Here is a 21,269-nt window from a genome sequence, read left to right as displayed (position 1 = left end):
CCGCCGGAAGGGCCCCCGTGACCGACCCGTACAGCGCGCCCGGACTCACCCCCGGCCACCTCGGCGCCCCCGTCGTCGAGCCCGAGGGCGCCCCGCCCGGACTCCCGTACGGCGTCGAACCGCCCGACCCCGAGCAGGTGCGCACCCGCGCCGCGTGCTGCCTGAGCGTCGCCGGACTGCTCGGCGTGGCGCTGTCGGCCGCGCTCGCGCTGGTCGTGCTCTGGCCCGAGGGCAGGCAGCCCGCCGCCGACTACGCGGGCGGCGGCAGCGGGCAGGTGCAGGTCTCGGTCCCGCAGGGGGCCAGCCTCACCCAGATCGGCAAGGTGCTGACGGCCAAGCACGTGGTCGCCTCCACCCGGGCGTTCACCGACGCCGCCGCCAAGAGCCCGGCGGGCAACCAGATCCACCCCGGCACCTACACCCTCAAGGAGAAGATGTCGGCGGCCTCCGCGCTCAACGTGCTGCTCGACCCCTCCAACGCCAACGCCCTGACCATTCCCGAGGGTTGGCGCTCCAGCCAGGTCTTCGGCGCGATCGACACCCGGCTCGGCCTGGCGGCCGGCACCGCCAAGACCACCGCCGAACAGCACCTCGCCGACCTCGGCCTCCCCGCCGACGCGGCCGGCCACCTGGAGGGCTACCTCTACCCCGCGACCTACCCCGTCACCGGCGACAGCACCCCGCTGACCCTGCTGAAGGACATGGTCAAGGAGGCCGGCGGCATCCTGGACGACCCCTCGGTCGCCGAGGCCGCGGCGGCCAACGGCGTCTCCCCGTACGGCCTGCTGGCCGTCGCCAGCCTCGCCCAGGCCGAGGCCGACAACCCCGAGGACATGGCCAAGGTCGCCCGGGTCGTCTACAACCGCCTCGCCAAGAACATGCCGCTGCAGCTCGACTCCACCATCAACTACGCGCTCGGCCGCTCCACCCTCACCACCACCCACGACGACACCCGGCTCGACTCGCCGTTCAACACCTACGCCCACCCCGGCCTGCCGCCCACCCCGATCGGCAACCCCGGCCGCGACGCGCTGCGCGCCGCCGTCCACCCCGCCGACGGTGACTGGCTGTACTTCGTCACGGTCCAGCCGGGCGACACCCGCTTCACCGACAGCGACGAGCAGCAGCGCAAGAACGTCGAGGAGTTCAACGCCTACCGAGCCCAGCACGCCCCCACCGCTCCCAGCGGCCCCGCCACCCCCTCACCCTGAACCACGGACGGTCCCGGCGCTTGGCTACGCTGCGGTACGGTAGCGTCTCCCACCACGTGCCATGCGAATGGCACGCAGGTTCGACGGGCATCCTGGACACACCCGGTGAGGGGATCGATGACTGATCAGAGCGGGCGCTACGGCTCCCAGGGCGACCAGCCGTGGTACCCGGGCGAGCAGCCCCAGGCCCAGGGCCCGTACGGCCAGCAGCAGGACTACGGCCAGCAGTACCCCCAGCAGCAGGGTTATCCGCAGCAGCAGGGCGGCGGTTCGTACGGCGGGCAGCAGCAGTTCGTCCAGCAGCCGGGCATGCAGGCGCAGCAGGGTTACCCGCAGCAGCAGCAGGGCGGCGGTTCGTACGGCGGGCAGCAGCAGTTCGTCCAGCAGCCGGGCATGCAGGCGCAGCAGGGTTACCCGCAGCAGCAGGACGGCGGTTCGTACGGCGGGCAGCAGCAGTTCGCGCAGCAGCCGGGCATGCAGGCGCAGCAGGGTTACCCGCAGCAGCAGGACGGCGGTTCGTTCGGCGGGCAGCAGCAGTTCGTCCAGCAGCCCGGGGCGCAGGCGCGGCAGGGCATGCCGCAGCAGGGCTTCCCGGCCGGGCAGCAGCCGCAGGCGCAGCAGGTGCGGCAGCCGGAGCCGGAGCCGGTGGGCGGGCCCGGGCCGGACGGGATCGACTGGGAGGCGGAGGCCGCCGCGCTGGAGAACCCGGGCGGTGGCGGGCAGCGGGCCGACCAGCGGGTGGACGAGGCCGAGGAGTGGGCCGAGGAGGAGTACCTGGAGGAGGAAGAGGAGCACGGCTCGTTCCTCTCCGAACAGGACGACTCCCGGGAGGCCGAGCGCAAGCGCAAGGAGAAGGGCAAGAAGTCGGGCCGCCGCAACGGCGGTGCCTGCCTGGTGGTCGCGCTGGTGCTGCTCGGCGGCGTGGGCGCCGCGGGCTGGTGGGGCTACGGCTTCTACCAGAAGAACTTCGGGCCGCCGCCGGACTTCGGCGGCGCCGGCACCGGCTCGGTGAACATCACGGTCAAGGAGGGCGCCCTCGGCGACTCGATCGGCCGGACGCTGGTGGACGCGGGCGTGGTGAAGAGCGTCAAGGCGTTCACCAACGCGTACGAGAAGGACTCCCGGGGCCGCGGCATCCAGCCCGGTGTCTACACGCTGAAGCACCAGATGTCCGGTGAGGCCGCGCTGGTGGAGCTGGTGGAGTCCAACGGCGGCAACGCGCTGATCATCCCCGAGGGCCTGAAGGCCGTCGACGTCTACGCCAAGGTCGACGGCAAGCTCAAGCTCCCGCCCGGCACCACCGCGAAGGTCGCCAAGGAGCAGGTCGGCAGCCTCGGCCTGCCCGCCTACGCCAACAACAACCCCGAGGGCTTCCTCTGGCCGACCCGGTACTCGGTCGCCGAGGGCATGAAGCCCGAGGAGGTGCTGAAGCAGATGGTCGCCAACGCCGTGCAGCGGTACGGCGACCTGAAGCTGGAGGAGGCGGCGCAGAAGCTCGGCCTGAAGAACGCGTACGAGGTGGTGACCGAGGCCAGCATCCTGCAGGCCGAGGGCAACAACTCGCAGGACTTCGGCAAGATGGCCCGCGCCATCTCCAACCGGCTCACCACCACCGTCACCCAGCACAAGCTGGGCCTGGACACCACCCTGCAGTACTCGCTGGGCCGCACCAAGCTCACCGACCAGGAGATCAACGACGCCTCGAACAAGTACAACTCGTACATCAACCCGGGCCTGCCGCCGACCCCGATCGGCAACCCCGGCGAGGAGGCGATCGAGGCGGTGCTCAACCCGCCGGCCGGCGACTGGGTGTTCTGGCTGGCGACCTCGCCGCAGGAGACCAAGTTCGCGTCGACCGGCGCCGAGCACGCCAAGAACACCCAGGAGTGGTGCGCCAGCCGGAACCTCAAGTACGACGCCAAGCACGTCACCTGCTCCTCCAACTGACCGGGGCGCGGACGGGCCGCGTCCGGTGGGCGATATCGCTTTGCGGGCGGAGCGGGTGGGGCGGGTAGCGTGATCCGGATGGAGACCACGGAGAGCGCCCCGCCCCTGTCCGAGCCCGTGACGCCGGAGGCCGTGACGCCCGAGCCCGCGCTGCTGGAGGCCGACCGCGTCGACGTGGTGCGGGGCGGGCAGTACCTGCTGCGGGACGTCTCGCTGACCGTCCGGGCCGGCGAGCACTGGGCCGTGCTGGGGGCCAACGGGGCCGGGAAGAGCACCCTGCTGTCGCTGCTCGGCGCCGTCGAGCACCCCACCGCCGGCACCGTCAAGGTGCTCGGGCGGCAGCTCGGCCGGGTCGACGTCCGGGAGCTGCGCGCGCACCTCGGGCACGTCAACCCGCGGCACCCGCTGCGCTCCCCGCTGACCGTGCGGCAGGTCGTGCTGACCGGCACCACGCAGACCATCGAACCCGACCTCTGGCACCGGCCGACCGCCGAACAGCTCGACCACGCCGAGGAGTTGATCCACACCCTGGGCATCGGCCACCGGGCCGAGCACGCCTGGACCACGCTCTCCCAGGGCGAGCGCGGCCGCGTCCTGATCGCCCGCGCGCTGATGCCCGAACCCCGGCTGCTGCTGCTCGACGAGCCCGCCACCGGACTCGACCTGACCGCCCGCGAACAGCTCCTGGAGAGCCTGGACGAACTGCGCGCCCGCTACCCCGAGGTGGCGTCCGTGCTGGTCACCCACCACCTGGAGGAGCTCCCCGGCAGCACCAGCCACGCCCTGCTGCTGCGCGACGGCCTGACCACCGCCGCCGGGCCCGCCACCGAGGTGCTCACCACCGAACTGGTCTCCGCGTGCTTCCGGCACCCGATCCGGATCACCCACAGCGAGGGCCGCTGGTCCGCCCGCACCCGCCGGGGCGCCGAGTGAGCACCGCCCCGGCGGGGCGGCCGGCGGCCGCCGTTCCCGCCTGGACGCTGCGCCCCGCCACCGCCGCCGACCTGGAGCCGCTCGCCGAACTGCGGGCCGCCGCGCTGCGCCCCGACCTGGAACGCCTCGGCCGCTACGACCCGCACCGGGTCCGGCAGCGGCTGCGCGACGCGTACCGGCCCGAGCACACCTCGGTGATCGAGGCGCCCGGGCCGGTCGGCTGCCTGGCGCTCGCCCCCGACGAGCGGCCCGGCACCCTGCTGCTGGAGCACTTCTACCTCGACCCGGCGCTGCACGGCCGCGGCCTCGGCACCGCCGTGCTGCGCGCGGCGCTGGCCCGGGCCGACGCCGCGGGCCTGGCCGTCCGGCTGAACGTGCTGAACGGCAGCCCCGCCCGGCGGCTGTACGAGCGGCACGGTTTCGCGCTGGAGTCCGAGGACCCGGTCGACGTGTACCTGTACCGCCCCGCCCGTCCCGCTGCCCCTGGAAAGGACGCTTCGTGACCACCCCGCACCGGGCCGCCGTGCTCGGCTCGCCGATCGCCCACTCGCTCTCCCCGGCCCTGCACACGGCCGGCTACGCCGCGCTCGGCCTGACCGGCTGGCGGTACGGCCGGCACGAGGTCGACGAGGCGGCGCTGGCCGGGTTCGTCGGCGGGCTCGACCCCGCCGAGTGGGCCGGGCTCTCGCTGACCATGCCGCTCAAGCGGGCGATCCGCCCGCTGCTGGACACCGTCAGCGACACCGCCCGCGCGGTGGACGCCGTCAACACCGTGGTCCTCGACCGCGACGGGCGGCGGCACGGCGACAACACCGACGTGCCCGGGCTGGTCAACGCGCTGCGCGAGCGCGGCGTCCACCGGGTCGAGTCGGCGGCCGTGCTGGGCGCCGGGGCCACCGCCTCCTCCGCGCTGGCCGCGCTCGCCGAGATCTGCGACGGCGAGGTCACCGCGTACGTGCGCGGCCCCGAGCGGGCCGCCGAGATGCGGGCGCTGGGCGAGCGCCTCGGCGTGCCGGTGCGCACCGCCGACTGGGCGGCGGGCGCGGACGCGCTGGCCGGGCCGCTGACCGTCTCCACCACGCCGGTCGGCGCCACCGACGGCTTCGCGCCCGGGCTGACCGCCGCGCCGGGCGTGCTGTTCGACGTGCTCTACCACCCGTGGCCGACCGCGCTGGCCGCCGCCTGCCTGGAGCGCGGCGGCACCGTGCTGGGCGGGCTCGACCTGCTGGTGCACCAGGCGGTGCTGCAGTTCGAGCGGTTCACCGGCGTCCCGCGCGGGCCGCTGGCCGCGATGCGGGCGGCCGGGGAGGCGGCGCTGGCCGGCTGAGGCGGCCGGGCGGGGGCGTTGTCCACGGACCTGACGGACGTTGTCCGGTACCCGGACCGTGGCCCCGACCACGTGCGGGACGTGAAAAGATCGGAGTCATCCCGCCGCTTCCCGGCGGCCGGGGGCAGGACGAGGCCGGGTCGGCCGCAGGAGCGCGGCGGGCCGCTGACGAAGGAGCTTTCGGTGGGTAGCTTGCGCTGGCTCACGGCGGGGGAGTCGCACGGCCCCGCTCTGGTCGCGACGCTGGAGGGCCTGCCGGCCGGGGTGCCCGTCACCACCGCCATGGTGGCCGACGCGCTGGCCCGCCGCCGGCTCGGTTACGGCCGCGGCGCGCGGATGAAGTTCGAGCAGGACGAGGTGACCTTCCTCGGCGGCGTCCGGCACGGCGAGTCCATGGGCTCCCCGGTCGCGATCATGGTCGGCAACACCGAGTGGCCGAAGTGGGAGCAGGTCATGTCGGCCGACCCGGTCGACCCCGAGGTGCTGGCCGGGCTGGCCCGCAACGAGGCGCTGACCCGGCCGCGCCCGGGCCACGCCGACCTGGCGGGCATGCAGAAGTACTCGATCGACGAGGCCCGGCCGATCCTGGAGCGCGCCAGCGCCCGGGAGACCGCGGCCCGGGTGGCGCTCGGCGCGGTCGCCCGCTCCTACCTCAAGGAGACCTGCGGCATCGAGATCGTCAGCCACGTGGTCGAGCTGGCCGCCGCCAAGGCCCCGGCCGGCGTGCTGCCGCTGCCCGCCGACGAGGCCCGGCTGGACGAGGACCCGGTGCGCTGCCTGGACGCCGACGCGTCCAAGGCGATGGTCGCCGAGATCGACCAGGCCCACAAGGACGGCGACACCCTGGGCGGCGTCGTCGAGGTGCTGGCGTACGGCGTGCCGGTCGGCCTGGGCTCGCACGTGCACTGGGACCGCCGCCTGGACGCCCGGCTCGCGGCCGCGCTGATGGGCATCCAGGCGATCAAGGGCGTCGAGGTCGGCGACGGCTTCGAGCTGGCCCGCGTCCCCGGCTCGCAGGCGCACGACGAGATCGTCCCGACCCCCGAGGGCGTCAAGCGCACCTCCGGCCGCTCCGGCGGCACCGAGGGCGGCCTGTCCACCGGCGAGCTGCTGCGGGTGCGGGCCGCGATGAAGCCGATCGCGACCGTCCCGCGCGCCCTGCAGACCCTGGACGTGCGCACCGGCGAGCCCGCCAAGGCGCACCACCAGCGCTCCGACGTGTGCGCCGTCCCGGCGGCGGGCATCGTCGCCGAGGCGATGGTCGCGCTCGTGCTGGCGGACGCGGTGGCGGAGAAGTTCGGCGGCGACAACGTCTCCGAGACCCGCCGCAACGTGCAGTCGTACCTCGACAACCTGATCGTCCGATGAGCACACCGGCCACGCCCGCGGTGGTGCTGGTCGGCCCGCCCGGCAGTGGCAAGTCCACCGTCGGGCGGGTCCTCGCCGAACGCCTCGGCCTGCCGTTCCGGGACACCGACACCGACATCGAGCGGGCCGCCGGCAAGCCGATCCCGGAGATCTTCGTCGACGAGGGCGAGCCGCACTTCCGGCAGCTGGAGCGGGACGCCGTCCGGGCCGCCGCCACCGGCCACCCCGGCGTGCTCGCGCTCGGCGGCGGCGCCGTGCTGGCCGAGGAGACCCGGGCGCTGCTCGGCCCGCTGCCCGTGGTCTTCCTGGAGGTCGCGCTCGGCGACGCGGTCAAGCGGGTCGGCCTGGACGCCCCCCGCCCGCTGCTCGCCGTCAACCCCAGGGCCCGCTGGCGCGAGCTGATGGAGGCCCGCCGCCCGCTCTACCTGGAGGTCGCCACCGCCGTGGTCGACACCGAGGGCCGCACCCCCGAACAGGTCGCCGACGCCGTACTCGAAGCACTGGAGTGGAGGAACCCCCGTGTCTGACACCGACATCGTCAGGATCCAGGTGGCCGGCAGCGACGGCCACGCCCCCTACGAGGTGCTGATCGGGCAGCAGCTGCTCGGCGAACTCGCCCCGCTGATCGGCCCGAAGGCCAAGCGGGTCGCGATCATCCATCCGGAGGCGCTGGAGGCCACCGGCGAGGCGATCCGCGAGGACCTCGCCGCGCAGGGCTACGAGGCGATCGCGCTCCAGGTGCCGAACGCCGAGGACGCCAAGAGCGCCGAGGTCGCCGCGTACTGCTGGTCGGTGCTCGGCCAGACCGGCTTCACCCGCAGCGACGTGGTGGTCGGCCTCGGCGGCGGCTCCACCACCGACCTGGCGGGCTTCGTCGCCGCCACCTGGCTGCGCGGGGTGCGCTGGATCTCGGTGCCCACCACGCTGCTCGGCATGGTCGACGCGGCCGTCGGCGGCAAGACCGGCATCAACATCGCCGAGGGCAAGAACATGGTCGGCGCCTTCCACCCGCCCGCGGGCGTGCTGGCCGACCTCGGCACCCTGGAGACGCTCGGCAAGCACGACTACGTCTCCGGCCTGGCCGAGGTGATCAAGGCCGGCTTCATCGCCGACCCGGTCATCCTCGACCTGATCGAGGCCGACCCGGAGGCCGCCACCAGCCCGGCCGGCCCGCACACCCTGGAGCTGATCCGGCGCGCCATCCAGGTCAAGGCCGACGTGGTCTCCGGCGACCTCAAGGAGTCCGGCCGCCGCGAGATCCTCAACTACGGCCACACCCTGGGCCACGCCATCGAGCGCAACGAGCGCTACAAGTGGCGGCACGGCGCGGCGATCTCCATCGGCATGGTGTTCGCCGCCGAACTCGGCCGCCTCGCCGGGCGGTTGGACGACGCCACGGCCGACCGGCACCGCGCCGTGCTGGCCTCCGTCGGCCTGCCGCTGACCTACCGGGCGGACGCCTGGCCGAAGCTGCTCGACGCCATGAAGATCGACAAGAAGTCGCGCGGCGACCTGCTGCGCTTCGTCGTCCTGGACGGCCTGGCCAAGACCTCCATCCTGGAGGGCCCCGACCCGTCCGTGCTGGTCGCCGCCTACGGGGAGGTCTCCGGATGAGCACCCGCGTCCTCGTCCTGAACGGCCCCAACCTGGGCCGGCTGGGCTCCCGCGAGCCCGACGTGTACGGCTCCACCTCGTACGCCGGACTGGTCGCGCGGTGCGCCCAGCTCGGCGCCGAACTCGGCCTCGACGTCGAGGTGCGGGAGACCAACTCCGAGGCGGAGATGGTCGGTTGGCTGCACGAGGCGGCCGACGCCAAGACCCCCGTGGTGATCAACCCCGGCGCGTTCACGCACTACTCGTACGCGATGCGGGACGCCGCGGCGCAGCGCACCGCGCCGCTGGTCGAGGTGCACATCTCCAACCCGTACACCCGCGAGACCTTCCGGCACACCTCGGTCATCGCCGCCGTCGCCTCCGGCACCATCGCCGGCTTCGGCCTCGGCTCGTACGAACTCGCGCTGCGCGCCCTCGCCGAGCAGCTCACCGCCCGCTGAGCGGTGCCCCGGCCCGGTGGCGGACTTGTGCCCGCCACCGGGCCGACGTGTACATTCGGCGCAGGGAGGTGACGGTGAGCCAGTACGCGCAGAACCAGCACGCGGGGGGCCAGGTGCCGCCCCGGCCGGCCGCGTCCCCGCAGCCCGCGGGCCCGCCGCCGACGGGCCCTCAACCGCCTTACCACGGCGGCACCCAGGCGATCCCGACGCTCGGGCCGACCGCCCCCAGGACGGACCGGCCGACCGTCCCGCTGAAGGCCGTCGGACCGGTCGCCCCCGGCGGCACCGGCCACTTCCTGCTCCCCGCCGGAGGAACCGTCCAACTCCCCGCCGCGCCGCCCCCGCAACCCGCGTTCCCGGCCCCGCAGCCCGGCTTCCCGGGCCCGCCGCCGCTCGGCCCGCTCGCCGTCCTGCTGATCGGCCCGGCCGGCGCCGGCAAGACCACCGTCGCCCGGTACTGGGCCGAGCGCCGTCCTACCCCCACCGCGCACATCAGCCTCGACGACGTCCGCGAGTGGGTCCAGGCCGGCTTCGCCAACCCGCAGTCCGGCTGGAACACCGCCTCCGAGGCCCAGTACCGGCTGGCCCGCCGCACCTGCGGCTTCGCCTGCCGCAACTACCTCGCCAACGGCATCTCCTGCATCATCGACGACGCCGTCTTCCCCGACCGCCCCGCGATCGGCCTCGGCGGCTGGAAGCGCCACATCGGCCCCGGCATGATCCCCGTCGTCCTGCTCCCCGGCCTCGACCGGGTCCTCACCCGCAACGCCGAACGCTCCGGCAACCGCCGCCTCTCCGACGACGAGGTCGCCCGCATCCACGGCCGGATGGCCGGCTGGCGCACCTCGGGCCTCCCGATCATCGACAACTCCAACCTGAGCGTGCCGGAGACGGCGGCGGCGCTGGACCGGGCGGTCATGAGCCGGCTGCAGGCGCGCTGAGGTCGCGCCGCGGGGCGGGCGGGGCGCGTGGGTCCCGCCGCCCGGGGTGCGGTCAGTCCTCGGTGAAGTAGTGGTCCTGGGCGAGGTCGTCGAGCAGGCCCGGGTGGGTCGGGTGCCAGTCCAGGAGGGCGCGGGTGGCAGCGGCGGAGGCGGGCAGGTCGAGCGGGACGACGCGGGCGAGGAAGCCGAAGTGCTCCTCGGCCCGGGCGGCGTCGACGGGGGCGGTGGGGAGGCCGAGGCGGGTGCCGACGCGTTCGGCGATCGCGCGGAAGGGGACGCCCTCGTCGGCGACGGCGTGCAGGCGGGTGCCGGCCGGGGCGTGTTCGAGGGCGAGGCGGTAGAGCCGGGCGGCGTCGCGGGTGTGGACGGCGGGCCAGTGGTTGGCGCCGTCGCCGAGGTAGCCGGAGACGCCGGTCGCGCGGGCGGTGCGGATCAGGATGGGGACGAAGCCGTGCCGGTCGAGCGGGCTGTGCACGACCGGGGGCAGCCGGACGACGGAGCTGCGCACGCCGTCGGCGGCCGCGTCGACCAGGGCCCGTTCGGCTTCGGTGCGCGGGGCGCCCGGGGCGACCCGGGACTCCAGGGCGGGCTGCCCGGGGGCGCCGCCCGCGGCGGTGCCCCCGGTGCCGACCAGCGGCTTGCCGGTGCCCGCGAGGGCTTCGACCAGGGCCCGGACGGCCTTCAGGTCGTCGGCCATGGCGCCCGCGTAGTCGCCGCCGAGCATCACCTCGTGCTTGAAGGCGAGGTGGACGACGCCGTCGGCGGCCGAGGCGGCGGCCCGCAGGCCGTCGAGGTCGTCGAGGTCGCCGCGCCGGACGTCCGCGCCGAGGGCGGTGAGCGCGGCGGCGGAGGCGTCGGAGCGGGCGAGGCCGGTGACGCGGTGGCCGGCGGCGAGCAGGTCGGGGACGAGGGCGGAGCCGAGGTGGCCGGTGGCTCCGGTGACGAGGACGCGCATGGGTGGACCTCCGGTTGATGAGACCTTGTCCCGTCACCATAGCCCGCCGGGGCCGGTGACGCGACCAAGTCCCGTCGCGTAGAATCCGGACCATGGCCAGATGGGACCCGAACGCCCGCGAGCGGCTGGTGCGCGCCGCGCTCGACCTCTTCGTCCGCCAGGGCTACGACCGCACCACCGTCGCCGAGATCGCCGAACGGGCCGGCCTGGCCAAGAGCACCTTCTTCCGGCACTTCGCGGACAAGCGCGAGGTGCTCTCCGGCGGCGACGCGCTGGCCCGGCTGTTCGCCGGCGCGGTCGCCGCCGCCCCGCCCGGGGCCGGGCCGCTGGAGGCCGCCGGGGCCGCGCTGGCCGCCGCCGGGGAGCACGCGTTCACCGCCGAGCGGTACCCGACCGTCCGCGAGCGCCAACAGGTGGTCGCCGCCAACCCCGAGCTCACCGAGCGCGAACTCCTCAAGCGCGAGGCCCTCGCCACCGCCCTGGCCGACGCGCTGCGCGAGCGCGGCGTCCCCGATCCGGCCGCCGTCCTCACCGCCGCGCTCACCCTGCTCGCCCTGGGCGCCGCCCTGGCCCGCTGGACCGACCGCCCGGGCCTGGACTTCGCCGCGCTGGCCCGCGAGGAACTCACCGCCCTGCGCGACACCGCCGCCACCCTCTGAGGAGCCCCCGTGCGCCCGCCCGTCGCCGACGTCGGCGAGCACGACGCCCTGATCGACCGCACCGCGCTGGCCGGCCCCGGCCACCCGCTGCTCGCCGTCACCACGCTGCGCCCCGAGGACTGCGCGGAGCCCGCGTGGTACGAGCAGGAGACCGCGTACGGCACCGAGTTCCGCGCCCCGGCGGCGGCCGTCGAGGAGATCAACGCCAACCTGTCGATCGGCAACCTCGGCTTCGAGGAGTTCGCCGCCGCCGCGCACCGCGACCCCGAGGGCCGGTACCGGCCGGGCGCCTGAGGCCGGGCCCGTCCGTCCGGCCTGGGAGAATGGACCCCTCGCCGACCACCACGACCGAGGAGTTGACGCCGGTGCCCGAGGGGCATGTGATCCACCGCCTGGCCGGGGAGCACGACGAACTGTTCGGCGGCCGCCCGGTGCGGGCGTCCAGCCCGCAGGGGCGGTTCGCCGAGGGGGCCGCGCTGATCGACGGGCGGGTGCTGGACGAGGCGCAGGCGCACGGCAAGCACCTGTTCCTCGGCTTCGGCGAGCACTGGCTGCACGTGCACCTCGGCCTGTACGGCACGTACGCCTTCGGGGCGGGCGAGCCGCCCGAACCGGTCGGGCAGGTCCGGCTGCGGATGGTGGGCGACACCGGCTACGCCGACCTGCGCGGCCCCACCGCCTGCGAGCTGCTCACCCCCGCCGAGAAGGCCGCCGTCCACGCCCGGCTGGGCCCCGACCCGCTGCGCCCCGGCGACGCGGGCGACGCGGCCTGGTGGCGGATCTCCCGCAGCGGCAGCACGATCGCCGCCCTGCTGCTGGACCAGAAGGTGCTGGCGGGCGTCGGCAACGTCTACCGCGCCGAGGTGCTGTTCCGGCTCGGGATCAGCCCGCACCGCCCCGGCCGCGCGCTCTCCCGCCCGGAGTGGGACGCGATCTGGGCCGACCTGGCCGCCCTGATGCGCGACGGCGTCGCCGCCGGCCGGATCGACACCGTCCGCCCCGAGCACACCCCCGAGGCGATGGGCCGCCCGCCCCGGGTCGACGACCACGGCGGCGAGGTGTACGTCTACCGCCGGTCCGACCGGCCCTGCCTGGTCTGCGGCACCCCGGTCCGCACCGAGGAGCTGGCCGCCCGGAACCTGTTCTGGTGCCCGCGCTGCCAGCGGGCGTGACGCCCCGTCAGCGGGTCAAGCCTTGACGCAAGGTTGACCACGCCTTGGGCGAGGGCTCCGGAACGGCGCTCCTATTGTCGGGTCCATGCCCGTGCAACCGTTCCAGGGCCCGCGCCCCACCCCGGCGCTCCCGGTCCTGCCGTACCGCAAGCCCACCAGGGGACGCGACTACTGGGTGCTGGACGACGTCCTCCCGGACCCGGACGCGGTGCGGGCCAGGCACCTGGCGCGCACCGACTGGGACGAGGGCTACCCGCACCGGCCGGAGTCCTGGCCCGGCCTGCGGGCGATGCCCGGGCTGGAACCGGACGAGCTGGCGCACGTCGAGGCGCTGGTGCGGGCGGCGACCGGGGCCGGGCGGATCTGGGCGCTGGACCAGGCCGAGGGCGGCACGTTCAACCACAACTGCGTGCAGGTGGTCGGCGCGGGGGAGTGCGAGCCGCGCCCGCACACCGACTCGCGCTCGCTCTGCCGGTACGCCGCCGTGCTCTACCTCAACCCGGCCGTGCCCAAGCGCTGCGGCACCAGCTTCCACCGGCAGAGCTTCCCCGGCGGCCGGCTCGGCGGCAACAGCGTGGTCGCCCCGCACGACAACCTGGTGGACGCCCTGGGCACCCGCTTCGTCCCGCCGGACTCGTTCACCGAGGACCTGGCCGTGCCGCACCGCTACAACCGGCTGCTGCTCTACACCGCCAACCTGATCCACACCGCGACCGAGTACCACGGCGCGACGCTGGAGGAGAAGCGGATGACCTGCGTCTTCTTCTGGATGGCCTGACAGTCCGTCACCACGTTCCTGACCAGGCGTGATCTGCGCCACCCGGGCCCCGGTGCGCTCTTGCCGCCGGGCCCGGGCCGGGCCTACGGTGGGCGGGCCGTGGTGTTCGGGAAGCCGGTGCACCGCGTCCGTCACGAGAGTGTGCGGCGCGGGAGTCCGGAGCGGCCCTCGCCACTGTGATCGGGGAGTCGTCGGCTCCCACCCCGTGCCACTGGCCGCCCGCGGCCGGGAAGGCCGGGAGCCGGCGCGCAACACCCCGTCAGCCAGGAGACCGGCCACGGCATCTCACGAAGTGATCCACGAGGTGCTGGAGCGTGAACGCGGATGACCGCGCATGAGTCGACCCTGCCCGGGAACGAACCCGGGACCCCCCTGCCCGCCTTCCGCTGGCGGCGCGAGGACACCCTGCGCACGGCCGGGCTGATGGCGGTGATCCTGGTGCTGCACGCGGTGGCGTTCGGGACGCTGCTGTTCCTGGTCGCGCCGCACCACTACGCCGTCGGCACCCAGGTGTTCGGCGTCGGCCTCGGCGTCACCGCGTACACCCTGGGCATGCGGCACGCCTTCGACGCCGACCACATCGCGGTGATCGACAACACCACCCGCAAGCTGATGGCGGACGGCCGCCGCCCGGTCTCGGTGGGCTTCTGGTTCGCCCTCGGGCACTCCTCGATGGTGGTGCTGATGGCCGCCCTGGTGGCCGGCGGCGCGGCGCTGGCCGGCACCCTGATGGACGAGGACTCCGCCACCCACCAGGTGCTCGGCACCATCGGCACCACCGCGTCCGGCGCCTTCCTCTACCTGATCGCAGCGCTCAACCTGGTCGCCCTGCTGGGCATCTGGCGGGTGTTCCGGGCGATGCGGGCCGGCGAGTACGACGAGGCCGAGCTGGAGAGGCATCTGGCGGCGCGCGGTCTGCTGGCCCGGCTGCTGAACCGGGCCACCCGCTCGATCAGCCGCCCCGGCCAGATGTTCCCGGTCGGGATGGTGCTCGGCCTGGGCTTCGACACCGCCACCGAGGTCACCCTGATGGTGATGGCGGGCTCCGGCGCGGCCTCCGGCCTGCCCTGGTACGCGGTGGTCTGCCTGCCGCTGCTGTTCGCCGCCGGGATGAGCCTGTTCGACACGCTGGACGGCACGTTCATGAACTTCGCCTACCAGTGGGCGTTCGCCAACCCGGTCCGCAAGGTGTACTACAACCTGACCATCACCGGGCTGTCGATCGCGGTGGCCTTCGTGATCGGCACCATCGAGCTGGTCGCCGTGCTGCACGACAAGTTCGACCTGGCCGACCCGGTCACCGGCTGGATCGCCGGACTCAGCCTGGACAACGTCGGCTTCGTGATCGTCGGCCTGTTCGTGCTGGTCTGGGCCGCGGCGATCGGCTACTGGCGGATCGCCAAGCGCTCCCGCGCGTTCGCCGGGGCCGGCGCCGGGGCGTCCTGACGGCGGGTTCTGACGGCGGGTCAACCGGTGGCCAGGAGCAGCGTCCCGGCCACCGCGAGGCCCGCGCCCAGCACCTGCACCCGCAGCAGCCGCTCCTTCAGCAGGCCGCGCGCCATCAGCGCGGTGACCACCGGGTAGAGCGAGGCCAGCACGGCCGCGACCGCCACCGGACCCAGGTAGGAGGCGGCCGCGTACAGGCCGTTCGCGGCCACGTCGGCCACCCCGACGGCGGTCAGCGCGGGCAACTCGCGCAGGCCCGCCCGCAGTTCGAGCGGCTGCCGGCGGGCCGCGGCGGCCAGCAGCCCGGCGCCGACCGCGGTGTTGGTCAGCCGCTGCACGCACAGCGTCAGCAGCAGTGCGCCGCCCGCGCCGGCGTGCGCGACCAGCGCCAGCACCGCGCCGAAGGCGAACGCCGCGCCCAGCGTGAGCGCCAGCACCCGCCCGCCGACCGCGGGCCCGCCGCGCTGCGGGCCGCCCGCCAGGGCGACCCCGGCGACCGCCACCGCGATGCCCGACGCCTGGACGGGGCCCGGCCGTTCGCCGAGGAACAGGCCGACCCCGATCGGCACCAGCACGCCGACGGTGGCCAGCGGCGAGACCACGCCCATCGGCCCGAGCGCCAGCGCCCGGTAGAACGCCAGCAGCGCGAACGGGCCGATCGCGCCCGCCGCCACCGCGTACCAGAGGGCCGGCCCGGCCCCGGCCCAGCCGCCGCTCGCGGTCACCGCCACCGCGAGCACCGCGGCGGCCGCCGCCTGCGAGAGCACCACCACGGTCAGCGCGGGCAGCCGCCGGGTGATCGCCCCGCCGCCGTAGTCGGCGACGCCCCAGAGCAGGCTGGCGAGCAGCGCGAACGCGGCGCTCATGAGGCGGCGGGCAGGGCGTGGGGGAGGGCGGGAGGGGCGGCGGACAGCATGGTGGACTCCGCAGTACAGTCGGTGGACCTGTCGATGCCGCCGCAGCATAGTTCACTCTGATGCACTGGCCCAAGCAGAATATTGGACTGCCCCGTGCTGGACGCCGATCTCGTCACCCAGGCCCTCGCCCGCAACCTCAAACGGCTGCGCCTCGAACGCGGCCACACCCTGGACGCCCTGGCCGCCCGCTCCGGGGTCAGCCGGGGCATGGTCGTCCAGATCGAACAGGCCCGCACCAACCCCAGCGTCGGCACCGTGGTCCGGCTCGCCGACGCGCTCGGCGTCTCGATCGCCCGGCTGCTCGACTACGACGCCTCCTCCGAGGTCCGGATCACCCCGGTCGAGGACGCCGTCCGGCTGTGGACCGGCCCCGGGGGCGGCAGCGGAACCCTGCTCGGCGGCACCGAGGCCCCCGGGCCGCTGGAGCTGTGGTCCTGGCGCCTGCACCCCGGCGAGGCGCACACCTCCGACCCGCACCCGCCCGGCACCGTCGAGATCGCCCGGGTCGACGAGGGCGTCCTCACCCTCACCCTGGACGGCCGCGACCACCGCGTCCCGGCCGGCTCCACCGCCTCCTACGAGGCCGGCACCGCCCACGGCTACCGCAACGACGGCGACGCGCCCTGCCTGGTCACCATGGTCGTCTCGGTGCCCCCGCCCGGGGCCTGAGCAGGCCGAAGGGCCCCGGGGGAGCCCGGGGCCCTGCGCGTCGTTCCGGTCAGCCGCCGTACCGGCGCCGGTACAGCTCGACCCGGCCCTCGGTGTCCATCAGGCGGGCCCGGCCGGTGTGGAACGGGTGGCTCGCCGAGGACGTCTCGACGTCGACCACCGGGTACGTCCGCCCGTCCGCCCACGCGACCGTGCGGTCGCTCGCGGCGGTGGAGCGGGTCAGGAACGACAGGCCCCCGGTCTTGTCCCGGAAGACCACCGGACGGTACTCGGGGTGGATTCCCTGCTGCATGACTGTTCCTCCTCGCCGGCTGCGTGCGCGGGTGCGCGCACGGGTGCGTGATCGATCGGACGGGTGCGGTGCGGGCGCCGCGGTCAGCGGGCCTCGCGGAACTCCACGTGGCGGCCCGCCACCGGGTCGAACTTCCGCAGGGCCATCCGGTCGGGGTCGTTGCGGCGGTTCTTCCGGGTCACGTACGTGAAGCCGGTGCCCGCCGTGGACCGGAGCGTGACCACCGGTCGCAGTTCGCTGCGTGCCATCGTCTCGTCCTTCCTCTCCCGGCAACGATTGCCGTTTTCATCAGGTCACAACGCGACGCCCCCCGCCCGCATTCCCGCCCGCGCCCCCGTTTCCCGCGCCCCCGTTCCCCGTGCCCGGCCGCGCCCCGCCCCCTACGGCCGGTCCCGACAGGCGCCCCGGCGGACCCGTTCGTACGCTCGGACCATGTCCGACGCGCACGCCGCCCGACGCGAACGCCTCCGCGAGTACTGCAGCGCCTCCGGAGCCGACGCCGCGCTGATCACGCGCGCGGCCAACGTCCGCTACCTGACCGGCTGCCCCCCGCTGGGCGCCGCGCTGCTGCTGACCCGGGAGCGGGCGGTGCTCGCGGTGCCCGAGGACGCCGAGCCCGGCGAGGGCGGCGAGCGGCCCGGCGACCCCGAGGTCACCCGGCTGCCGGTGCCCGCCGAGGGCGACGCCGCGTTCGCCGCCGCCGAGGCCGCCGCCCGGCTGCGGGTGCGCGACCTCGCGGTCGAGGAGCACGACCTGACCGTGGACCGGCACCGCGCCGTCGCCCGGCTGCTGGGGGCGACCCGGCTGCTCGACCTGGACCGGGCGGTGGAACGGCTGCGGGTGGTCAAGGACGAGTACGAGCTCGCCGACCTGCGGATCGCCGCCGAGATCGCCGACCAGGCCCTCGGCGAGCTGCTCGAATCGATCCTGGTCGGCCGCACCGAGCGGCACCTGGCGATGGAGCTGGAGCGCCGGATGATCGACCACGGTGCCGACCGGGCCGCCTTCCCGGTCTCGGTCGGCACCGGCAGCCACTCCGGCCTGGAGCGGCACCAGCCCACCGACCGCCGGGTCGAGGAGGGCGACTTCCTGACCGTCGCGCTCGGCGCCCGCTACCGCGGCTACGGCATCTCCACCGCCCGCACCTTCGTGATCGGCGCCGCCCCCGCCGCCTGGCAGGTCGAGCTGCACCGGCTGGTCTTCCGCGCCCAGCGGGCCGGCCGGGAGGCCCTCGGGCCGGGCGTCGAGCAGCACGTCCCGGACGACGCGGCACGTTCGATCCTCCAGGCCGCGGGCCACCCCGAGCGGTCCGTCCACGCGCTGGGACACGGCATCGGTCTGGAGATCCGGGAGGCTCCGCGCCTGGGGCCCGCCGACATGGGTAAACTGGACAACCGCGTGCCGGTCACCGTCGGTCCGGGGGTCCATCTCCCCGGTCGGGGCGGTGTCCGGATCGAGGACACGCTCGTGGTGCGGCCTCCCGAGGAGGGCGGGCCCGAGCTGCTCACCATCACCACCAAGGAGCTCCTCGCGCTGTGACCGGAAGCGGTCCCGGCGGCGCGCGGCTTGGTGTTCCTTGACAGCGGACATATCAGGAGTAAGTGCGCCCGTGGCTACCACGAACGATCTCAAGAACGGCATGGTCCTCAAGCTGGACGGCGGCAAGCTCTGGACCGTCGTCGAGTTCCAGCACGTCAAGCCCGGCAAGGGCCCGGCCTTCGTGCGCACCAAGCTGAAGGAGGTCCTGTCCGGCAAGGTCGTCGAGAAGACCTTCAACGCGGGCATCAAGGTCGAGACCGCCAACGTCGACAAGCGGACCATGCAGTACTCGTACCGTGACGGCGACACCTTCATCTTCATGGACCTCGACACCTACGACCAGGTCCCGGTCGAGGCCGCCACCGTCGGCGACGCCGCCAACTACCTGCTGGAGGGCTTCGAGGCCCTGGTCGCGCAGAACGAGGGCGTCCCGCTGTACATCGAGCTCCCCGCCGCGGTCGAGCTGGTCATCGCCGAGACCGAGCCGGGCCTGCAGGGCGACCGCTCCACCGGCGGCACCAAGCCCGCCACCCTGGAGACCGGCGCCGAGATCCAGGTGCCGCTGTTCGTCACCACCGGCGAGAAGGTCAAGGTCGACACCCGCGACGGCAGCTACCTCGGCCGGGTCAAGTAACCGTGGCAACTGCTCGTAGCAAGGCCCGCACCCGGGCCTTCCAGATCCTGTTCGAGGCGGACCACCGCGGTGTGTCCCCCGAACGGGTGCTCGCCGACTGGATCGCGCGGGCCCGCGACCCCCGTCCCGACGAGGGCATCCCGCAGGTCGCGGAGTACACGATGCAGCTGGTCGAGGGGTACGCGCAGCACGCGCGGACCATCGACGACCTGATCTCCACCTACGCGGTGGGCTGGACGATCGACCGGATGCCGATCGCGGACCGCAACGTGATCCGGCTCGGCGCGTACGAGCTGATCTGGGAGGACGGGACGCCCGACGCGGTGGTGCTGGACGAGGCGGTGGAGATCGCCAAGGAGTTCTCCACCGACGAGTCGCCGGCCTTCGTGAACGGCCTGCTCGCCCGCTTCATGGAGCTCAAGCCGAGCATCCGGCGCTGAGCCCGCACGCCCCTCGGAGGCCGCCGGACCTGTCGGTCCGGCGGCCTCCGCGCGTAAGCTACCGACAGGTAATGTCTTGCCTCGTCCTGTCCACAGCTTGTCACCTGCGCAGAAGGGCCGCGGAGCCATGCCCGAGACCACCCCCGCCACCCCCGCCTTCGAGTTCGACCGGGCCGTCGCGCTCACCCCGCACCCCGAGGAGGCCGGGCGCTACGACGGCGAACTCGGCGACGGCTGGCAGATCGGCGGCGGCGTCAACGGCGGCCTGCTGCTCGCCTTCGCCGCACGCGCCCTCGCCCTGGAGGCCGGCCCCGGCCACCCGCACCCGCTGACCGTCAGCGGCACCTACATATCGGCCTCCCGCCCCGGCCCGGCCACCGTCCGCACCGAGATCGTCCGGCGCGGCCGCAGCCTCGCCACCGGCAGCGCGGTGCTCTCCCAGGGCGGCACCGAGCGGCTGCGGGTCACCGCCGCCTTCACCGACCTGGCCGGCCTGGACGGCGAGGTCGCCACCACCGCGCTCCCGCCCGCCCTGCCGGCCCCCGAGCAGTGCGTCGGCGTCGAGCACGCCCCGCGCGAACTCCTCAGCCAGGCCGCCCTGTTGGAGCGCCTCGACCTGCGGCTCGACCCGGCCACGATCGGCTGGGCGCTCGGCCGGCCGTCCAAGGAGGGCCGGATCCAGGGCTGGTTCCGGCTCGCCGACGGCCGCCCCGCCGACCCGCTCTCGCTGCTGCTCACCGCCGACGCCCTCCCCCCGGTCACCTTCGACCTGGGCCGCCCCGGCTGGGCCCCCACCATCGAACTGACCGTCCACCTCCGCGCCCTGCCCGCCGACGGCTGGCTGCGGGTCTCGCACGCGACCCGGAACGTGGCCGGCGGCTACTTCGAGGAGGACTGCGAGATCTGGGACGAGAACGGCCGACTGGTCGCCCAGTCCCGGCAGTTGGCCATGGTGCCGCGCGCCTAGCACACCCGTGCTGACGGCCGGTTGCAGAGTTGTGACAGGCCGTGTGTGTGGGACGGGTGTGGGCGGGGAGGACTGGGTCAGCAGTTGCTCGACCGAGATACCCCGGGAGCCACCGATGTCCAGGAACAGCCGCCGGCCGCGCCGTTGCAGTGCAGAGCCCTCGCGTCGGGGCGAGGAGGCCTTCGTGACCGGGATCCTGACCAGCGAGGCGGACTTCGAGCGGGTCCGCGGCTGGCAGGTGACGGACGCGCCGGACTACCCCGGCTACCTGCGCGAGGCGGGCGAGCTGCTGGCCGAGGCGGTCGAGGAGTACGGGGTGGTCCGGGCCCGGATGTTCCACCCGGAGGACTTCGCGGACTACTGCCTGCTGCACGGGCTGGACGTGCGCGAGCAGGCCGCCCGGGACGGCTACCTGGTCAACCCGCCGCTGCAGACCCAGCTGGTCACCTACCGCGGCGAGGACCTCGCCGACTTCCTGCCCCGGCTGGTCCGGGCCCGGGAGGGCGGCCTCGCGCTCGGCCACGCGGACCTGCTGATGGACGGGGCGCTGCGCGGTGCCGGGCCGGCCGCCGCCGACCCGCGGGCGCGCTGGACGTACCAGCAGGCGTCCGAGGTGTTCCGCCGGGTGCTGGTCGGCGCGGGCTGCGGGGCGTACGAGTTCCGGGTGGTGGTGGACGCGCCGGGCGGGCCGCTGGAGGCGCGGGTCCGGGTGCTGCACTGGGAGGACGGCGCGGTCCGGATCAACGACGAGGACCTCGAACTGGTCACCGCGGTGCTCTGCGCCGGCCTGTACCGCGAGCTGCCGGGCGCGGCCGTGCTGCACGGGACGCAGGGCTCCGGCGCGCTGTGCGGCGAGTACCGGGAGGTGGCCTGGGCCTGGCGGAGCACCGGCTACGAGTGGTCGCCGGCCGGGCTGGCGGTGCAGGGCGTCGCGGCGGAGCCCGGCTTCAGCCTCGGCACGGTGGTCTGAGCCCGCTCCGGGGCGGGTCCGGGGACGGCGACAGCGGGGCGGGAGAACGG

The 21,269-nt window shown here is 74.7% G+C and carries 25 protein-coding genes and 1 riboswitch; of the genes, 21 read left to right on the top strand and 4 right to left on the bottom strand.

Features of this window, described 5'->3' with window-relative positions:
• Positions 1-17: 17 nt before the first annotated feature.
• The 10 genes from mltG (KSE_RS06885) to KSE_RS06840 all read left to right on the top strand — a co-directional run bounded on the left by mltG (KSE_RS06885) (position 18) and on the right by KSE_RS06840 (position 9,781).
• The gene (gene mltG, locus KSE_RS06885) at positions 18-1,211 is read left to right on the top strand and encodes an endolytic transglycosylase MltG (RefSeq protein WP_014134566.1); all 1,194 of its coding nucleotides are present in this window, start codon (positions 18-20) and stop codon (positions 1,209-1,211) included.
• Positions 1,212-1,328: 117 nt separating this feature from the next.
• Entirely contained in the window at positions 1,329-3,158 is a 1,830-nt protein-coding gene (gene mltG / locus KSE_RS06880) for an endolytic transglycosylase MltG (RefSeq protein WP_014134565.1), read from the top strand.
• Positions 3,159-3,236: 78 nt separating this feature from the next.
• Positions 3,237-4,091, top strand: a complete 855-nt coding sequence (locus tag KSE_RS06875) for an ABC transporter ATP-binding protein (RefSeq protein ID WP_033258157.1) — start codon at positions 3,237-3,239, stop codon at positions 4,089-4,091.
• Positions 4,088-4,594 (top strand): GNAT family N-acetyltransferase, encoded by a 507-nt coding sequence (locus tag KSE_RS06870; RefSeq protein ID WP_014134563.1) that lies wholly within the window; start codon positions 4,088-4,090, stop codon positions 4,592-4,594. Before KSE_RS06875 ends, KSE_RS06870 begins: the two co-directional genes overlap by 4 nt.
• Positions 4,591-5,418, top strand: a complete 828-nt coding sequence (locus KSE_RS06865) for a shikimate dehydrogenase (RefSeq protein ID WP_014134562.1) — start codon at positions 4,591-4,593, stop codon at positions 5,416-5,418. The genes KSE_RS06870 and KSE_RS06865 overlap by 4 nt, the downstream gene beginning before the upstream one ends.
• A 183-nt stretch (positions 5,419-5,601) precedes the next feature.
• Positions 5,602-6,786: a chorismate synthase gene (gene aroC / locus KSE_RS06860; protein WP_106437608.1), complete on the top strand. Its 1,185-nt coding sequence runs from the start codon at positions 5,602-5,604 to the stop codon at positions 6,784-6,786.
• Positions 6,783-7,313: a shikimate kinase gene (locus KSE_RS06855; protein WP_014134560.1), complete on the top strand. Its 531-nt coding sequence runs from the start codon at positions 6,783-6,785 to the stop codon at positions 7,311-7,313. Before aroC ends, KSE_RS06855 begins: the two co-directional genes overlap by 4 nt.
• Positions 7,306-8,400, top strand: a complete 1,095-nt coding sequence (gene aroB, locus KSE_RS06850) for a 3-dehydroquinate synthase (protein WP_014134559.1) — start codon at positions 7,306-7,308, stop codon at positions 8,398-8,400. Before KSE_RS06855 ends, aroB begins: the two co-directional genes overlap by 8 nt.
• Positions 8,397-8,840, top strand: coding sequence for a type II 3-dehydroquinate dehydratase (aroQ, locus tag KSE_RS06845; protein WP_014134558.1), 444 nt, complete (start codon positions 8,397-8,399; stop codon positions 8,838-8,840). Before aroB ends, aroQ begins: the two co-directional genes overlap by 4 nt.
• A 74-nt stretch (positions 8,841-8,914) precedes the next feature.
• Positions 8,915-9,781: an AAA family ATPase gene (locus tag KSE_RS06840; protein WP_231873136.1), complete on the top strand. Its 867-nt coding sequence runs from the start codon at positions 8,915-8,917 to the stop codon at positions 9,779-9,781.
• Between the two features lie 52 nt (positions 9,782-9,833).
• Here KSE_RS06840 and KSE_RS06835 read toward each other — a convergent pair whose 3' ends face one another.
• A complete protein-coding gene (locus KSE_RS06835; RefSeq protein WP_014134556.1) occupies positions 9,834-10,736 on the bottom strand; it encodes an SDR family oxidoreductase in 903 nt (300 codons plus the stop codon).
• 92 nt (positions 10,737-10,828) lie between these two features.
• On the opposite strand from KSE_RS06835, the gene KSE_RS06830 reads away from it, so the two are divergent.
• From KSE_RS06830 to nicT, 5 genes are all read left to right on the top strand, one after another.
• Entirely contained in the window at positions 10,829-11,395 is a 567-nt protein-coding gene (locus KSE_RS06830) for a helix-turn-helix domain-containing protein (RefSeq protein WP_014134555.1), read from the top strand.
• A 9-nt stretch (positions 11,396-11,404) separates the two neighbouring features.
• Complete coding sequence (locus KSE_RS06825; RefSeq protein ID WP_014134554.1) at positions 11,405-11,689, top strand: DUF6924 domain-containing protein; 285 nt, start codon at positions 11,405-11,407, stop codon at positions 11,687-11,689.
• 71 nt (positions 11,690-11,760) lie between these two features.
• Positions 11,761-12,567, top strand: a complete 807-nt coding sequence (locus KSE_RS06820) for an Fpg/Nei family DNA glycosylase (protein ID WP_014134553.1) — start codon at positions 11,761-11,763, stop codon at positions 12,565-12,567.
• Positions 12,568-12,652: 85 nt separating this feature from the next.
• Positions 12,653-13,345, top strand: a complete 693-nt coding sequence (locus KSE_RS06815) for a DUF6445 family protein (protein WP_014134552.1) — start codon at positions 12,653-12,655, stop codon at positions 13,343-13,345.
• A gap of 83 nt (positions 13,346-13,428) precedes the next feature.
• Positions 13,429-13,639, top strand: a riboswitch (cobalamin riboswitch).
• A 30-nt stretch (positions 13,640-13,669) separates the two neighbouring features.
• Positions 13,670-14,791 carry a Nickel transporter NicT gene (gene nicT, locus KSE_RS06810; RefSeq protein WP_014134551.1) on the top strand — a complete coding sequence of 374 codons (1,122 nt, stop codon included), beginning with the start codon at positions 13,670-13,672 and terminating at the stop codon, positions 14,789-14,791.
• Positions 14,792-14,811: 20 nt separating this feature from the next.
• Here nicT and KSE_RS06805 read toward each other — a convergent pair whose 3' ends face one another.
• Complete coding sequence (locus KSE_RS06805) at positions 14,812-15,657, bottom strand: DMT family transporter (protein WP_014134550.1); 846 nt, start codon at positions 15,655-15,657, stop codon at positions 14,812-14,814.
• 144 nt (positions 15,658-15,801) lie between these two features.
• On the opposite strand from KSE_RS06805, the gene KSE_RS06800 reads away from it, so the two are divergent.
• A complete protein-coding gene (locus KSE_RS06800) occupies positions 15,802-16,377 on the top strand; it encodes a helix-turn-helix domain-containing protein (protein WP_014134549.1) in 576 nt (191 codons plus the stop codon).
• A gap of 49 nt (positions 16,378-16,426) precedes the next feature.
• On the opposite strand, the gene KSE_RS06795 is transcribed toward KSE_RS06800, so the two are convergent.
• Both KSE_RS06795 and rpmG read right to left on the bottom strand, forming a co-directional pair.
• A complete protein-coding gene (locus KSE_RS06795) occupies positions 16,427-16,669 on the bottom strand; it encodes a type B 50S ribosomal protein L31 (RefSeq protein WP_014134548.1) in 243 nt (80 codons plus the stop codon).
• 83 nt (positions 16,670-16,752) lie between these two features.
• The gene (gene rpmG / locus KSE_RS06790) at positions 16,753-16,917 is read right to left on the bottom strand and encodes a 50S ribosomal protein L33 (RefSeq protein ID WP_014134547.1); all 165 of its coding nucleotides are present in this window, start codon (positions 16,915-16,917) and stop codon (positions 16,753-16,755) included.
• A 184-nt stretch (positions 16,918-17,101) separates the two neighbouring features.
• On the opposite strand from rpmG, the gene KSE_RS06785 reads away from it, so the two are divergent.
• The 5 genes from KSE_RS06785 (at position 17,102) to KSE_RS06765 (ending at position 21,219) form a co-directional block, all read left to right on the top strand.
• Positions 17,102-18,208, top strand: coding sequence for an aminopeptidase P family protein (locus KSE_RS06785; protein ID WP_014134546.1), 1,107 nt, complete (start codon positions 17,102-17,104; stop codon positions 18,206-18,208).
• A gap of 70 nt (positions 18,209-18,278) precedes the next feature.
• The gene (gene efp / locus KSE_RS06780; RefSeq protein WP_014134545.1) at positions 18,279-18,842 is read left to right on the top strand and encodes an elongation factor P; all 564 of its coding nucleotides are present in this window, start codon (positions 18,279-18,281) and stop codon (positions 18,840-18,842) included.
• 2 nt (positions 18,843-18,844) lie between these two features.
• Entirely contained in the window at positions 18,845-19,282 is a 438-nt protein-coding gene (gene nusB / locus KSE_RS06775; protein WP_014134544.1) for a transcription antitermination factor NusB, read from the top strand.
• A gap of 127 nt (positions 19,283-19,409) precedes the next feature.
• Positions 19,410-20,249: a thioesterase family protein gene (locus KSE_RS06770; protein WP_014134543.1), complete on the top strand. Its 840-nt coding sequence runs from the start codon at positions 19,410-19,412 to the stop codon at positions 20,247-20,249.
• Positions 20,250-20,433: 184 nt separating this feature from the next.
• Positions 20,434-21,219, top strand: a complete 786-nt coding sequence (locus KSE_RS06765) for a hypothetical protein (protein ID WP_033258147.1) — start codon at positions 20,434-20,436, stop codon at positions 21,217-21,219.
• Positions 21,220-21,269 lie beyond the last annotated feature (50 nt).

The organism is Kitasatospora setae KM-6054 (assembly GCF_000269985.1).
Lineage (GTDB): Bacteria > Actinomycetota > Actinomycetes > Streptomycetales > Streptomycetaceae > Kitasatospora > Kitasatospora setae.
Note: the sequence above shows the minus strand (reverse complement) of the source record. Positions and strands in the feature narration are given on the sequence as shown.

Coding starts and splice junctions, on each gene's coding strand:
- mltG (WP_014134565.1), top strand. CDS start 1,329: ATGACTGATCAGAGCGGGCGCTACGGCTCCCAGGGCGACCAGCCGTGG.
- KSE_RS06875 (WP_033258157.1), top strand. CDS start 3,237: ATGGAGACCACGGAGAGCGCCCCGCCCCTGTCCGAGCCCGTGACGCCG.
- KSE_RS06855 (WP_014134560.1), top strand. CDS start 6,783: ATGAGCACACCGGCCACGCCCGCGGTGGTGCTGGTCGGCCCGCCCGGC.
- aroQ (WP_014134558.1), top strand. CDS start 8,397: ATGAGCACCCGCGTCCTCGTCCTGAACGGCCCCAACCTGGGCCGGCTG.
- KSE_RS06835 (WP_014134556.1), bottom strand. CDS start 10,736: ATGCGCGTCCTCGTCACCGGAGCCACCGGCCACCTCGGCTCCGCCCTC.
- KSE_RS06830 (WP_014134555.1), top strand. CDS start 10,829: ATGGCCAGATGGGACCCGAACGCCCGCGAGCGGCTGGTGCGCGCCGCG.
- KSE_RS06815 (WP_014134552.1), top strand. CDS start 12,653: ATGCCCGTGCAACCGTTCCAGGGCCCGCGCCCCACCCCGGCGCTCCCG.
- nicT (WP_014134551.1), top strand. CDS start 13,670: ATGACCGCGCATGAGTCGACCCTGCCCGGGAACGAACCCGGGACCCCC.
- KSE_RS06805 (WP_014134550.1), bottom strand. CDS start 15,657: ATGAGCGCCGCGTTCGCGCTGCTCGCCAGCCTGCTCTGGGGCGTCGCC.
- KSE_RS06795 (WP_014134548.1), bottom strand. CDS start 16,669: ATGCAGCAGGGAATCCACCCCGAGTACCGTCCGGTGGTCTTCCGGGAC.
- rpmG (WP_014134547.1), bottom strand. CDS start 16,917: ATGGCACGCAGCGAACTGCGACCGGTGGTCACGCTCCGGTCCACGGCG.
- KSE_RS06785 (WP_014134546.1), top strand. CDS start 17,102: ATGTCCGACGCGCACGCCGCCCGACGCGAACGCCTCCGCGAGTACTGC.
- KSE_RS06770 (WP_014134543.1), top strand. CDS start 19,410: ATGCCCGAGACCACCCCCGCCACCCCCGCCTTCGAGTTCGACCGGGCC.